This is a genomic window from Actinoallomurus sp. NPDC052308 (assembly GCF_040679195.1).
GTDB classification, from domain to species: Bacteria; Actinomycetota; Actinomycetes; order Streptosporangiales; family Streptosporangiaceae; genus Actinoallomurus; species Actinoallomurus liliacearum.
Window position 1 is genome coordinate 22398 of record NZ_JBFAUM010000031.1, and the last position, 14317, is coordinate 36714.

At 70.6% G+C, this 14317-nt stretch carries 12 protein-coding genes and 1 pseudogene; 6 read left to right on the forward strand and 7 right to left on the reverse strand.

The features are described 5' to 3' along the window. Positions 1 to 79: 79 nt before the first annotated feature. The 4 genes and pseudogenes from AB0L00_RS39285 (at position 80) to AB0L00_RS39300 (ending at position 5038) form a co-directional block, all read left to right on the forward strand. A complete protein-coding gene (locus tag AB0L00_RS39285) occupies positions 80 to 967 on the forward strand; it encodes a universal stress protein (RefSeq protein ID WP_364442644.1) in 888 nt (295 codons plus the stop codon). 377 nt (positions 968 to 1344) lie between these two features. Then, positions 1345 to 2679 (forward strand): acyltransferase, encoded by a 1335-nt coding sequence (locus AB0L00_RS39290; RefSeq protein ID WP_364442646.1) that lies wholly within the window; start codon positions 1345 to 1347, stop codon positions 2677 to 2679. A 203-nt stretch (positions 2680 to 2882) separates the two neighbouring features. Continuing rightward, a complete protein-coding gene (kdgD, locus tag AB0L00_RS39295) occupies positions 2883 to 3797 on the forward strand; it encodes a 5-dehydro-4-deoxyglucarate dehydratase (protein WP_364442647.1) in 915 nt (304 codons plus the stop codon). A gap of 98 nt (positions 3798 to 3895) precedes the next feature. Next, a pseudogene (locus AB0L00_RS39300) lies at positions 3896 to 5038 on the forward strand (mandelate racemase/muconate lactonizing enzyme family protein). A 208-nt stretch (positions 5039 to 5246) separates the two neighbouring features. On the opposite strand, the gene AB0L00_RS39305 reads toward AB0L00_RS39300, so the two are convergent. Both AB0L00_RS39305 and AB0L00_RS39310 read right to left on the reverse strand, forming a co-directional pair. Next, complete coding sequence (locus AB0L00_RS39305) at positions 5247 to 6575, reverse strand: enolase C-terminal domain-like protein (RefSeq protein ID WP_364442648.1); 1329 nt, start codon at positions 6573 to 6575, stop codon at positions 5247 to 5249. A 105-nt stretch (positions 6576 to 6680) separates the two neighbouring features. After that, positions 6681 to 7565: a LysR family transcriptional regulator gene (locus tag AB0L00_RS39310; RefSeq protein WP_364442650.1), complete on the reverse strand. Its 885-nt coding sequence runs from the start codon at positions 7563 to 7565 to the stop codon at positions 6681 to 6683. A 154-nt stretch (positions 7566 to 7719) separates the two neighbouring features. On the opposite strand from AB0L00_RS39310, the gene AB0L00_RS39315 reads away from it, so the two are divergent. Further along, positions 7720 to 9150: a gluconate:H+ symporter gene (locus AB0L00_RS39315; RefSeq protein ID WP_364442651.1), complete on the forward strand. Its 1431-nt coding sequence runs from the start codon at positions 7720 to 7722 to the stop codon at positions 9148 to 9150. A gap of 216 nt (positions 9151 to 9366) precedes the next feature. On the opposite strand, the gene AB0L00_RS39320 is transcribed toward AB0L00_RS39315, so the two are convergent. From AB0L00_RS39320 to AB0L00_RS39340, 5 genes are all read right to left on the reverse strand, one after another. After that, complete coding sequence (locus tag AB0L00_RS39320; protein WP_364442653.1) at positions 9367 to 9876, reverse strand: MarR family winged helix-turn-helix transcriptional regulator; 510 nt, start codon at positions 9874 to 9876, stop codon at positions 9367 to 9369. Between the two features lie 5 nt (positions 9877 to 9881). Then, positions 9882 to 11303 (reverse strand): MFS transporter, encoded by a 1422-nt coding sequence (locus AB0L00_RS39325; protein ID WP_364442654.1) that lies wholly within the window; start codon positions 11301 to 11303, stop codon positions 9882 to 9884. A 50-nt stretch (positions 11304 to 11353) separates the two neighbouring features. Beyond that, positions 11354 to 11536 carry a hypothetical protein gene (locus AB0L00_RS39330; RefSeq protein ID WP_364442656.1) on the reverse strand — a complete coding sequence of 61 codons (183 nt, stop codon included), beginning with the start codon at positions 11534 to 11536 and terminating at the stop codon, positions 11354 to 11356. Positions 11537 to 11662: 126 nt separating this feature from the next. Continuing rightward, positions 11663 to 13018 carry a HAMP domain-containing sensor histidine kinase gene (locus AB0L00_RS39335; RefSeq protein WP_364442658.1) on the reverse strand — a complete coding sequence of 452 codons (1356 nt, stop codon included), beginning with the start codon at positions 13016 to 13018 and terminating at the stop codon, positions 11663 to 11665. Next, positions 13015 to 13683, reverse strand: a complete 669-nt coding sequence (locus AB0L00_RS39340) for a response regulator transcription factor (protein ID WP_364442659.1) — start codon at positions 13681 to 13683, stop codon at positions 13015 to 13017. The genes AB0L00_RS39335 and AB0L00_RS39340 overlap by 4 nt, the downstream gene beginning before the upstream one ends. 128 nt (positions 13684 to 13811) lie before the next feature. Here AB0L00_RS39340 and AB0L00_RS39345 point away from each other — a divergent pair, with 128 nt between their 5' ends. After that, entirely contained in the window at positions 13812 to 14312 is a 501-nt protein-coding gene (locus tag AB0L00_RS39345; protein ID WP_364442661.1) for a DUF2231 domain-containing protein, read from the forward strand. The last annotated feature ends 5 nt before the right edge of the window (positions 14313 to 14317 follow it).

The window sequence follows — 14317 nt, forward strand, 5'->3', positions numbered from 1 at the left end:
CACACGATGGCAAAGAGAGCGCCCGCGATCCCGAGAACGAGATTCGGACACTGGTGGTCGACGTGGAAGGGCAGGCGTCATGCGAGAACCCATCGTGGTCGGCGTCGACGGGTCACGCCAGGCCCTGTGCGCCGTGGACTGGGCCGCGGCCGAGGCCGGGCGCAGAGGGCTGCCGTTGCGGATCGTGCACATCGCGACCGGCTGGGAGCGTGGGGACATCCCGGCGTACCGTGGTCGTGGACCGGCGACCTCGCAACCGGAGACCCCTGGGCTGAGAATCCTGGACATCGCCGAGGAACGCGCCCGGATGTTCGGACCCATTGAGATCGAACGACGGCTCGGCATCGGTCCCATCCCGGGCACGCTCCTTCAGGAATCGGCCGGAGGCTCGCTGCTCGTCCTGGGACAGCGCGGTACCGGCGCCTTCTCCCGGCTGCTGCTCGGCTCGGTGAGCCGCCAAGCGGCCGAACACGCTCCCTGCCCGGTCCTCATCGTGCCGACGGACACCGACCCCAGGCCCCGGCTGCCGGAGATCGTCGTGGGGATCGACGGCTCTCAAGCCTCCGTCGACGCCGTGGGTTTCGCTCTGGAGGAGGCGGCCGAGCGCGGGCTGAGCCTGCGCGGGATCCACGCGTGGGACCGCCCCGACTATCCGGCGGAGATGCGGCCGGCCTGCTACAACACCCTCACGATCGAGGAAGAGGGTGCCAGAGTCCTGTCGGAGTCCCTGGCCGGATGGGCCGCCAAGTACCCCGACGTACCGGTGATCCAGCAGGTGATCGAGGGCGGCCCGGCGGCGGTTCTCACCGAGGCCTCGCGCACGGCCGAGCTCCTCGTGGTCGGTGCCAGAGGGCGCGGCGGGTTCCCCGGCCTGCGCCTCGGCTCGGTCAGTCACGCGGTCCTGCACCACGCCGAGGGACCGGTGGCCGTCGTACGGCGGTCCGGCGGCGGAACGAGCGACGGGTGATGACCGACGGCGTTCCCGCTGCAGGAGCCGGTCGTACCGTACCCGAGCAGGCACGGCCCGCCGGCATCCGCCGGGGACCGCCGTCACCCCGCCTGAACGGCCCGACGGCGTGGGACCATCGCCCCTGGACCGTACCGACCCGCCCTGCCGAGCCTGAAGGTGAGGGGGCAGGACCATGATTTTCATCGATCGAATCGACGCCGGCCGGCATCTGGCCGGGCGGCTGCGTCACCTGAGGGGCCGGGGTCTCGGGCGTCGCCGCCGTCGTCTCTCGTGGCGGCCGGCCCGACCTGGCGGGTCTCACCCCGGTCCTCCAGTTCTCCCCCGGGGCATGAACCACAGAGTGCGGGGACGGGAGGCGAACGTAATGGAGACGTGTGGAACGCCCGCATGGGGACCGCGGCCCCGGGCGGTCCCGTAACCGGTACGTCGACCTCCTGCGTGTCATCGCGGTGGTCCTGGTGGTACTCGGCCACTGGCTGGCGACCTCGATCACGTACCACGGCGGCCGCCTGGGCGGGCAGGACGTGATGGCACGGCTGCCGTGGACCGAGTGGCTCTCGCTGGGGTTCCAGGTGATGCCGATCTTCTTCCTGGCGGGAGGCTTCGCCAACGCGGCGTCCTGGACATCTCACCGTGCCCGCGGCGAGGGTTGGGGCTGTTGGCTGTACGGCCGGGCCGTCCGGCTCGTGGGGCCCACCACGGCGTACGTCCTGGTGGCCGTCGCCGTCGTCGCCGTCTGCCGTGCCGCCGGCGTCGACGGAGCCGTGCTCGACCGCGCGGGGTGGGCGGTGGCCCTCCATCTGTGGTTCCTGCCCGTGTACCTCGGCCTGCTGGCCGCGACACCGGGGCTGCACGCCGCCCACCGGCGGTGGGGCCTCGGGGTACCGGCCGTGCTCGCCGTCGGCGCGGCCGGGGTGAACACGGCGGTCCTGTCATTCCATCCACCGGTGCTGGGATGGGCGGACTACCTGCTGGTGTGGGGAGCGATACACCAACTGGGCTTCGCCTGGCATGACGGCGCGCTCACCCGCACCAGGCGGCGACCGCTGACACTGGCCGCCCTGGGAATCACCGTCCTGGCAGGCCTGGTGTGGCTCGGTCCCTTCCCGGTGAGCATGGTCGGGGTGCCCGGCGCACCGATCAAGAACTCCGTACCGCCTTCGACCGCACTCCTCGCGTTCGCCATCGGCCAGGCAGGACTCCTGCTCGCCGCCGAACCGGCCGTGACACGCCTGTTGCGCCGACCCCGTCTGTGGCGGGCGGTGACGCGAGCCAATCGAATGGTCATGACGCTGTACCTGTGGCACATGGCCCCGGTGATCCTCGCGGCGGTCGCCCTGTACCCCACCGGGCTGCTCCCGCCCGTACCGATCGGGTCACCGGCCTGGCTCCGCCAGCGCCTCATCTGGGTGGTCACGCTCACGATCCTGTTCGTTCCGATCGCCTTGGCGCTGCGGCCCGCGGAACGCCTGACCCCCGCGCGGCGCCGCACGGACATCGGTTCACTCCGCCGGGAGGCGTGGCCCCTGCTCACGACCGGGGTCGCCGCGGTCGCCGTCGCCTTGGCCCAAGTCGCGGCACACGGGTTCGCCCCGAGCGGTCGGCTTCCCCTTCCCGTTCTCGCCGCCTACGCCGCCGGGGTCCTCCTGCTCATCGCGGCAGGAGGAATGCGCACCCGGCCGGACCGGACAACGCAGCGCAGCCGGTGACATCTTCCAGGCTCGGAACCGGCTCCGCAGGCTGATCCCGGCGCCGGATGGTGAACGTTCCGCCGGCGAAATGTGCACCACCAGGTTCGACCAGCCAGGCGATGTCGTTTGGGTATCGGACTATCCCAATCCGGTGTTGGACGTGAATCGTGGCAGCTTCTTAGAGTCGGTTGCGCACCCAACCGCTCTGAGGAGAAAGTCCCATGCCCGATCTGACGCCTCGGGAGGTCGCCCAGCAGTTGGGCTCGGGCCTCTTGTCCTTCCCGGTGACCCATCTGACCGCGGATGGCGTCTTCGACGAGCCGGCCTACCGGGAGCACGTGGCCTGGCTGTCGGGGTTCCCGGCTGCCGGACTGTTCGCGGCGGGCGGCACCGGCGAGTTCTTCTCTCTCAGTCTGGCCGAGGTTGAGAGGGTCGTCGGTGCCGCTGTTGCGGCCGCGCCCGTTGGGCTCCCCGTCATCGCGCCCGCGGGTTACGGCACGGCCATCGCGGCCGAGATGGCGCGGGCCGCCGAACGGGCGGGGGCGGACGGCGTCCTGTTGTTCCCGCCGTATCTGACCGAGGCCGGGCAGGAGGGGCTGCGCGCGCACGTGCGTGCGGTGTGCCGGGCGACGAGCCTAGGAGTGATCGTCTATAACCGTGCCAACGCGCGGTACGACGCCGAAACCGTCGCCCGGCTGGCGGAGGAGTGCCCGAACCTGGTCGGGTACAAGGACGGGGTCGGTGACATCGAGCAGATGACCCGGATCTACGCCCGGCTGGGTGACCGGCTCACCTACATCGGTGGGCTGCCGACTGCGGAGATGTTCGCCCTGCCTTATCTGTCGCTGGGGCTGACAACGTACTCGTCGGCCATCTTCAACTTCCTGCCGAGGTACGCCGCCGGGTTCTATGAGGCTGTCCGCCGTCGTGACGACGCCGCCGTGATGGCAGCGCTGGAGGAGTTCGTGATCCCGTACTGCGATCTGCGGAACCGCCGGCCCGGATATGCGGTGAGCATCATCAAGGCGGGTTTGAAGGTGGTCGGGCGACCGGCGGGCCCGGTCCGTCCGCCGCTGACCGATCTCGACGACGCCGAGCTCGCCGAGCTCCAGGTTCTGATCGACAAGGTGACCTGAGCATGGCCGCCGAGGAGATCACCGAACCCATCGACGACAGCCGTAGCGACCGCGTTTCCAGCGCGCTCGCGGCGCCTGGAGCAGCGCTCAAGGCGGCGCTGGCGGGTGATGCGACGATCGACCGGATCGCGCACGTGAGCCTGTCGTCCATCGTGCTACCGCTGGCGAATCCGATCAGCGACGCCAAGGTGCTCACCGGGCGGCAACGGCCGATGACCGAGGTCGTCTTCTTGTTCGCGGAGATGACCAGCGAGGACGGCCACGAAGGCATCGGGTTCTCCTACTCCAAGCGGGCGGGCGGCCCCGGCCAGTTCGCCCACGCGACGGAGATAGCGCCCGTCCTCATCGGTGAGGACCCCTCCGACATCGGCAGAATATGGACGAAGCTCACCTGGGCGGGCGCGTCGGTCGGCCGCTCCGGCCTGGCCGTCCAGGCCATCGCAGCGATCGACGTCGCGCTGTGGGACCTCAAGGCCAGACGCGCCGGGCTCCCGCTGGCCAAGCTGCTGGGCGCGCACCGCGACTCCGTCCGCACCTACAACACCTCCGGCGGGTTCCTGCACACTCCCGTGGAGGAGGTGATCGAGAACGCCGAGAAGTCCCTGAACGCGGGCATCGGCGCCATCAAGCTCAAGGTCGGCCAGCCTGACTGGCGCCAGGACATGGCGCGGGTCACCGCGGTCCGGGAGGCGCTGGACCCGGATGTCCCGATCATGGTCGACGCGAACCAGCAGTGGGATCGTGCCATGGCGATGCGGATGGGCCGGCTGTTCGAGCCGTTCGGCCTCCTCTGGATCGAGGAGCCGCTGGACGCCTACGACGCGGAGGGGCACGCCAACCTCGCGCGGGCCCTCGACACCCCGATCGCGACCGGCGAGATGCTGTCCAGCGTCGCCGAACACGTCCGGCTCATCGACGCGGGGGCGGCCGACATCGTCCAGCCCGACGCGCCTCGTATCTGAGGCATCACGCAGTTCCTCAAGCTCGCCGCCTACGCCGAGCACAGGCAACTGGAGATGGCGCCGCACTTCGCGATGGAGATCCACCTCCACCTGGCCGCCGCGTACCCGATCGAGCCCTGGGTCGAGCACTTCGACTGGCTGGCGCCGCTCTTCAACGAACGGCTGGAGACGCGCGACGGCCGCATGTACGTCTCCGAGCGGCCCGGCCTCGGGATCACCCTGACCGAGCAGGCGCGTGCGTGGACGGCCGCCACCGCGGAGTTCGGGACACGCCCCTGATCGTCGCGACAGGGCCGGCGGGTCGTCTGCTTAGCAGGTGACCCGCCGGCCGCGTTCACCATTCAGCACCGGGCGTCCGGCGCACAGGTGGCACGCCGGACATCCGAGCCGCGGTCGGCCGAGCTCCTGCCCCGGATCGGGTCGGACCGGCATGTACGCGTCACGCAGCCTCACCGAACCGAGGCCACAGAACGCCCCGCGCGATCGGTCAGCGCACCAGGCAAGGACGTTTCGGATCGAAGGTCCAGCCGCGCACCAGGCTTTGCATCGCCACGGCGTCGTCGCGGGCTCCGAGCGCGTGCTCGACGTACAGTTCGTGCGCGGCCGCCACCGCGTCGCGGTCCAATTCGATCCCGAGGCCCGGGCTCCGGGGCACGGCGATCCGTCCGTCGCGAATCCGCGGCGGGACCTTGGTCAGCCGCTGACCGTCCTGCCAGATCCAGTGCGTGTCCAGGGCGGTGATCTCGCCGGGTGCGGCGGCGCCGACGTGGGTGAACATGGCGAGCGAGATGTCGAAGTGGCTGTTGGAGTGCGAGCCCCACGTCAGGCCGAAGTCATGGCAGAGCTGCGCCACGCGGACGGCGCCACGCATCGTCCAGAAGTGCGGATCGGCCAGTGGGATGTCGACCGCGCCGGCCCGCACGGCGTGCGCCAGCTGCCGCCAATCGGTCGCGATCATGTTGGTGGCGGTCGGTATGCCGGTCGCGCGACGGAACTCGGCCATCGTCTCCCGCCCCGAGAAACCGCTCTCCGCGCCGCACGGATCCTCCGCGTAGGCCAGGACATCTCCTGCGTCGCGGCACAGAGCGACGGCATCGGCGAGCGACCAGGCGCCATTGGGGTCCAGCGTCACCCGGGCGTCGGGAAAGCGGGTCGCCAGGGCGCGCACGGCGTCCATCTCCCGCTCGCCCGCCAGCACGCCGCCCTTCAGCTTGAAGTCGCGGAATCCGTAGCGCGCCTGGGCGGCCTCGGCCAACGCGACGATCGCCTCCGGGTCGAGCGCCTCGCGTCGGCGCAGCCGCTCCCAGTCGTCGGCGGGCCGGTCCTCGACGACGTAGGGAAGATCGGTCCTGGTGTGGTCGCCGACGTAGAACAGGTAGCCCAGCACCGGCACGGCATCGCGCTGCGGGCCGTCGCCGAGCAGCTCGGCGACCGGGACCTCCAGCTGCTGGCCGAGCAGGTCCAACAGCGCCGATTCGAGCGCGGTGACAGCGTGGACGGTGGTGCGCTGGTCGAAGGTCTGCCGCCCCCGGCCACCACGGTCGCGCCCGGCGAACCGGATGGCGACCTCTCGCAGCAGCGAACCGAGCCGCGGGACGGGCCGGCCGACGAGCAGGTCGGCGGCCTCACGGATCGTGTCGGCGATCGCCGGGCCGCCGGGGACCTCGCCCACCCCGGTACGGCCGTCGCTGTCGGAGACGATCGCGATGTTGCGGGTGAAGAAGGGCTGATGCGCGCCGGACAGGTTCAGCAGCATCGAATCATGGCCGGCGACGGGGATGACCTCGATCGACGCGATCGTGGGCGTACGAGACACGGGATCACCCTTCGGTAGGCAGAGCGAGGTTCGTCCCGGCCACGTTAGGACCAGGGGCGATGCGCGCTCAAGCCAACTATCGCATCGTTTGATACCGCTAAGGCATCAAAGGGTGAGCCCATCGAGACGATCGAGCACCTGCCAGAGCGCCGGGTTCTTCGAATCCCTGAGCCAGAGCAGATGCAGCTCCACCGGCCTGCCGGCCGGCTTGGACAACGGCAGGTACGCCACGCCCTCCACGCCCAGACGAGCGGCGGCCTCGGGCACGAACGCGATCCCCCGGCCGGCGGCGACCAGCCACACCATCGTGAGGATCTGGCTGACGCTGTGCACCACGTTCTCGCGCATGATCGGAACGAGACTGACGACCAGATTGTAGAAATAGGCCGCCTTTTCCGGCGTGTGCATGATCAACGGCTCGCCATCCAGATCGCCCGGCCTGACGGGACGGCCGAGCCGGGTGAGACGGTGACCGGCCGGCGCGGCGACCATGAGCATCTCCCGGCTGATGGGCCGCGAGTCGAAGACCTCCCGGTCGAACGGCGGCCGAGCCAGCCCGATATCGAGTTCGTGGCCGAGCAACGCCTCGATCTGCTCCCGGGTGACCATCTCGTACAGGTCCACATCGATGTCGGGCAGTGTCTCGTCGATGCGCCGCAGCACGGCCGACAGGGCGGCGAACGTCGACCCTGCCGTGAAGCCGATGCGCACCGTACCGGCCGACCCAGCCGAGATCCGGCGTGCCAGATCGGGAGCGTGGTCGGCGAGCGCGAGGAGCCGCCGGGCCTCCGACAGGAAGGCCGCCCCGGCCGCGGTCAGCTCGACGCGGCGGTTGTCCCGCTCGAACAGCTGGACCCCGATCGCCCGCTCCAGCTTCTGGACCTGACGGCTCAGCGGCGGCTGCGTCATGTTGAGCCGTTCGGCGGCGCGACCGAAGTGGAGTTCCTCGGCCACAGCGACGAAGCCACGGAGTTGCTCGAAGGAAAACATGATGCCGTGAAGGTATCACCCGATGTCATATCGGGGTTGGACACGCATGACGGGCGCTCCTACGCTTCCGCGATACAACGACCGGTGACCTCCATCACACAGCGGTCCGTCCGCCGAACCACCCTCAGCGGATGCGCGGAAAGAGCTGAACGCCATGCCCCTGCTCCTCGTGGCACTCGCCGTAGTGCTGCTCCTCGTGATGATGACCAAGTTCAAGATCAACGGCTTCATCGCGCTGTTCATCGCCGCCCTGTTCGTGGGCCTCGCCCGGGGCATGTCACTGCCCAAGATCTACGACGCGATCGTCTCCGGCGTCGGCGACCAACTCGACGAGCTGATCCTGATCCTCGGTTTCGGCGCCATGCTCGGCAAGGTCCTCGCCGACAGCGGCGCCGCGCAACGGATCGCCACCTCGGTGGTCAACGCCTTCGGCATCAGCCGCGTCCAGCTCGCCATGGTCCTCACCTCGACCGCCATCGGCATCACGATGTTCTACGAGGTCGGCTTCGTGCTCCTCATCCCGCTGGTGTTCACGATCGTCCGTGAGTACAAGCTGCCGCTGCTATGGGTCGGGCTCCCCATGTCGATGACCCTGTCGACCATGCACAGCTTCCTGCCACCGCACCCCGGCCCGGCCGCCGTGACCGAGACCTTCCACGCCGGTCAGGGCACGACCCTGCTCTACGGCCTCCCGATCGCCATCGTGTCCGCATCGGTCGTCTGCTATGTCTGGCCTCGGCTGGCCTACGTCAAACGGATCAACCCGCGCCTCCCCGTCGCGCTCATCACCGAGCGGAAGTTCGACGAGGATGACCTTCCCCGCTTCGGCACATGCCTGCTGATCGTCCTCATCCCCATCGTCCTGATGGCGACCTCGGCCGTCGCCGAGCTCAGCATGGACTCCGGCAGCAAAGCCCTGGACTACATCGGCTTCTTCGGCAAGGCCCCGGTCGCACTGCTCATCGCCCTGCTCCTGGCCATCGCCCTCCTCGGCCCCAAGGTCGGCCGTCCCGAGAACACGATGAAGCCCGACGACGGCGGTGCCGCCACCGCGCGCCCCGACGGCAGCGGCGGAATAGTCACAGCGGCCGGTACGGCCGTCGCGGCCCGCAGCCGGTTCGCGGCCGTGATGGAGTCGTGCAACGAGGCCATCAAGCCGATCGCCATGATCATCATGGTCATCGGCGCCGGCGGCGCCTTCAAAGAGGTACTCGTCAAGTCCGGGATCGCCGGCTACATCGCCGATCTCACCCACGGCTGGAACGTCTCCCCGCTCATCCTGGCCTGGGGCATCGCGGCGCTGGTGCGCGTCGCGGTCGGTTCCGCCTCCGTCGCCGTCGTCACCGCCGCCGGCATCGTTCTCCCCCTCCTGCACAACTCCAGCACCTCCCCCGAACTGATGGTGCTCGCCGTCACCTGCGGCAGCATCGCCGCCAGCCACGTCAACGACCCAGGGTTCTGGCTCTTCAAGCAGTATCTGAATCTGTCGGTCCTGGACACCATCAAGATCCGTACGGGATACACCTCCGCACTCGCCGTCCTCGGCCTGGGCGGCGTCCTCCTCATGAACACGATCGTCGGCTGATCAGCGGTCGAACCGCCCGTTGCCGCGTTCGGGGGCGCGGCGCGGGGGGCGGCGAGGCGGCCGCCAGCGTTGGGATCTCCCCGCAAGCTGGCAGCGTTCCACCTCGACAAACTCGTCGACGCAGGCCTGCTGCGCGCCCACTATGAAGCGGTGGCCGGCGGCGCGAGCCGGCCATCCGGCAGCCAGGTCCGGGCGGATCCGGCGTGCCCTCCCTGCTCAGTCGCTCGATGGGGCGTCGGCGATCGCGTCGACGGCCTGGGTCAGCTCCCGCAGAGCCGGGAGCGCTTCGGACAGTGCCCGATTGTGGTCGTCGTCCAGGGATGCCAGCGCCGTCTCGATGATCGAGGTGTTGGCGCTCTTCCAGCCATCGACGGCCTCGATCCCCTTCTCCGTGAGCGTCAGCGTGACCGCACGGCCGTCCAGGTGGCCGGCCGAACGGGTGATCAGCCCCTTGGCCTGTAGACCGTTGACCAGCGTCGTCACCGAGTTCGGGGCCAATCGCAACCGCCGCGCGAGCTCTCCGGGCCGTACGCCCGGCTCGTCCGCCACCGCCGACAGCAGTTCCAGCTGTGCCACCGCGAGCGGATTGGCCGGGTCGACGGTACGAGCCGCGCGGCGCATCGCCCGCCGCAGCCGAGCGACCGTGTCGGCGAGTTCGGGCCCGGCGGGTACCGGCCTCTTGATGCCCTTCGCAGCGGAGATCGCAGTTCCATCGCGCTCGTCCATGACCGTCATTGTCGCCTTGATCCCCCGGTTCGGTAGAGCTGCGACGGGCCGACCGGTCGACCGGACCTGGCCCCCGCGACACTCACCGTGGCGGCCAGCGCGGCGGCCGCCATCATCGCGACCGCGATGCGCGCGCCGTCGATCGTCACTCCCGCCACGTGCAGTGCGAGGGTGACCAGCGCGATGCCCAGCGCGGTGCCGATCCCTCGGGTCATGTTGACCATCCCACCCGCGATGCCCGAGAGCCGTGCCGGAACGGCCGCCATGATGACGGTGTTGTTCGCGGGGATGAACACTCCCAGGCCGAACCCCAGCACCGCGAGGAGCGGGATCACCAGGACACCGGTCGCCGGTGCCGGAAGAAGCAACGCCAGGGCCGCCAGGCAGACCGCCGCGCCGCCGATGCCGCGTCCCCGGTTCCCCCACCGTCGTGGCAGAACGCGGTCGGCGGCCAGGGCCGCGGCCGCGAACCCGACCGGCAACGCGGTCAGGACCAGGCCGACGTGCGCGGCGTCGCCCCGCAGGATCTGAGGGATCAGCGCGAGCGGCCCGAACAGCATCAGGTATCCGCACAGCGCTCCGAACAGACCGGCGGCGATCCCCGGCGTACGGAGCAGCACCGGATCGACGAGTGGGTGCCGCGCGCGGCGCTCCCGCCTCCACAACCCACCCCAGGCAAAGCACGACAGACCCGACAGGGCGAGGACCGCGCTTCCGGACAGCCCGAGCCCCGAAACGCCCGACAGCGCCAGCAGCAGCGTCGTCGTCGCCGCCGCGAGCAGCGACAGCCCCGGCCAGTCGAGGCGCCGCGCGGGGCTGCGTTCGCGCGTGCGAGGCAGCAGGTAGTGGCCGGCCACGATGGCGGCGCATCCGACGGGAACGTTCATCCAGAACACCCATCGCCAGCCCACCGAGGCCACCAGCAGCCCGCCGACCGTCGGCCCGAGAGCCAGCCCCAGCGCCTGCCCGGCGGCCTGCAGCCCCAGTCCCTGGCGCAGCCGGTCGCGCGGCACGCTGACGCTGACCAGCGCGACGCTGTTCGCCTGCAGCATCGCGGCGCCGGCCGCCTGCACCAGCCGGAAGACCACCAGCGACCCCAGAGACGGCGCCAGCCCGCATGCGGCCGACGCCACGGTGAACACGACGAATCCCTGCAGGTAAACGAGCTTGCGGCCGACCGTGTCGGCGAAGCGGCCGACCGCCGCCAGCAGGCCGACCAGGACGAGCAGGTAGCCCAGCGACACCCACTGCACCGAGGCCAGCGGGGCCACGAACTCGCGTTCGATGGCCGGGTACGCGACGGTCACGATGCTCGCGTCCAACTGGCCCATGAACGCACCGACGCACACAGAGCAGACCGCCAACCAGGGCGCCCACCGATGCTCCCGGACGGCCTTCGGGCGAGCACGCTCGCGCAGCAACGTCACCCCGGCCCCTCACCTGAGGCATCGCCGGTACAGGGGAACATCCGACCCTCCTACGGCCAGCGCAGCATGCCGGCGATGGCGGCGGCCAGGACCAGGGCGATCCCTGCCACGCCGACCCAGCCGCCGAGCACCGCGAACCCCGCGCACACCGCGAGGCCGACGGCGCACAGACCCGCCAGCACCGGGCCCGGCAACGGACCAGAGCGGCCGAGCGGCCTCTCCACGATCTTCACGCCACACTCCCATCTAGTTCTGCTCCAGAATAACCACACGTTAGTTCTGCCTGAGAACAACCCGTAGGCTTGCGCCGTTCGGGCTGGGAAGCCGCCGACGGGACCGAGGATCCGCGGCCGCCCGGGTCACCTCGTCGCCGGAAGGTCCAGCGTGACGGTGAGCCCTCCGCCGGGCGTTTCGGACAGCGTGACGTCTCCGCCGTCGGCGGTGATCAGCCGGTGGACGATGGGCAGACCCAGGCCGGTGCCGCCCGCCCGGCCGGTGCGGAACCTGCGGAACGCCTCGGTCATCGCGCCCGGTGACATACCGGGGCCGTCGTCGGCGACGGTGACGCGAACCCGGTGACCGCTGCGGCCTGCGCCGATCCGCACGTGGCCGCCCTCGGGCGTCGCGGTGAGCGCGTTGTCGACCAGGTTGTCGATCGCCTGTTCGAGGCGGCCGGGCCCCAACATCGCGGTCAGGGGCGCGCCGGGGCTCAGGAGAAGTTCGACTCCTCGCTCGGCCGCGACCGGCCGCCAGGCGTCCACGCGCTCCCGTAGCAGATCGGTGACCGCGATCACCTGCGGGGACGTCGTGGTGTTCTCCGCCCGAGCGACGGCGAGGAGCCCGTCGACCATGCGGGCCAGCCGGCCCAGCTCATCCAGCGCGGCCTCGAACTCGGCCGCGTCCGCCTCGCGCCCACCGGACCTGGCCTCCTCGGCGAACAGTTCGATGCGCAGCCGCAGCGCCGCCAGCGGCGTGCGGAGCTGATGGGAGACGTCCGCCAGCACGGCGCGGCTGTCATAGATCAGGTTCTCCAGGCGGGCGGCCATCACGTTGAACCGCTCGGCGAGGCCGCGCACCTCCGGCGGGCGACGCGGTGGATCGGCGCGTGCCGCCAGTTCGCCGGCGCCGAGGGCCTCGGCGGCCACGCCCAGCCGGCGTAGGGGGCGACCGACCCACCTGGCCAGGTAGACGGTGAGGACGACGGCGGTGACGACCGCCGCGAACGCGACGAGGCCGAGCCGCGTCCACAGCCGGTCGACCCGCTCCCGCAGAGGGGTGAGCGGCCGGGCCAGCAGCACCGCGCCCTTCACCCGCTCGTCCTGAGCCCCGACCGGCACGATCGCCAGCAGGCGGTCGCCGAGATCGGAGACACGGGTCTGTCCGCGCAGGCCGATGGCGGCGCGGTCGGGTGTGTACAGGCCGCTGTCGCGTCCGACGAGGACGCGGCTCTTCCGGTCGACCACGGTGACCACGGCCTGGTCGCCGCCCTCGGCCTCGCGGCGCACCGTCGCCAGCCTGGCGGGCAGGGTCGTCGTGCTGTCCCGGTCTTCGATGCCCTCCTCCGCCGTGGTGGCGAGCGCACGGGCGAGCTCGAGCGTGCTGGTCTGGTAGTCGCGTCGATGCTCGTCGGCCACCGCGAATCCCAACGGCAGCAGCGCGCCGATGATCAGGCCGCCGGTCAGGACGAGGAACGCCGCGAGGATCCGGCTGGTCACTCGAGGTCCCCGAGCCGGAAACCCCGGGCGTAGACGGTCTGGATGGCCGACGGGTCGCCCAGCTTCCGGCGAAGCGCCGCGATGTGGACGTCCAGGACGCGGGTGGGGCCGTACCAGTGGGTGTTCCACACGCGTTCGAGGATCTCCTGACGGCTCACCACCCGTCCCGGGTCGGTGGCGAGGCACTCGAGGATGTCGAACTCGGTCGGTGTGAGGGAGACCTCGGTGTCCCCTGCGGTCACCCGCCGGGTCCGCGTGTCGATGATCAGCGAGCCGTGCCGGAGCAGATGCGTCTCGGTCAGCCTGCTGCGCCGCAGCACCGCCCGGATCCGCGCCATCAGCTCGGCGAACCCGAACGGCTTGACGATGTAGTCGTCGGCGCCGGCGTCCAGGGCGGCGACCCGGTCCGGCTCCTCCCCGCGCGCGGTGATGACCAGGATGGCGCTGTCGGACCGTTGCCGGAGCGTGCCGCACAGCTCGGTGCCGTCGGCGTCGGGCAGGCCCAAGTCGAGGAGGACCACGTCGTAGGACTCGGCGGCCAAGGCGTCCGCGGCCGTGCTCACGGCGTACGCGTCGTATCCGGCGCGGGTCAGACCGCGCTGGAGGGAGGCGGAGATCCCCGGGTCGTCCTCGACTATCAAGATCCGTACCGGCACGTCGGTCACGCTCTCACGGTACGGCCGCCGGTCCGATCTGAACGACTTCTGAACATTTCCCTTGAGCAGTGTTCAGCCATGAGCCGCGACAGTGGAGCAGACCAACCCCACCGGCTGAACCTCCCAGAAAGACCATCATGTTCTCCACCATCATGGGACTCCCCGCGCACCCTCTCGTCATCCACGCGGTGGTGGTCCTCATCCCGCTGGCCGCCCTGGGGGCGATCGTGGTCGCCGTCTGGCCCGCCGCCCGCCGGCGGTACGCCCCGCTGGCTCTCGGGGTGGCGACGGTGGCCCTGCTCTCGGTCCCCCTCGCCACGCACACCGGCGAACTGCTGGAAGCCCATGTCAAGCGGACACCGCTCGTCGAACGGCACACCGAGATGGCCGACGGCCTGCTGCCCTTCGCCGCCCTGCTCTGGCTGGGCCTGGCGGTACTGGTCTTCGTGCGCTGGTACGGGGCCAAGCGGAACGTGCAGTGGGGCCGGTACCTGACCGCTGCCGCCGCGATCGTCGCGGTCGCCGGTGCGGTGGCCAGCGGCGTCCAGGTGGTCCGCATCGGCCACAGCGGCGCCACGGCCGCCTGGCACGGCGTCGGCACCTCATCCTCCGGGCGAGCCGCCGGCCCGCACCACTAGAGGAT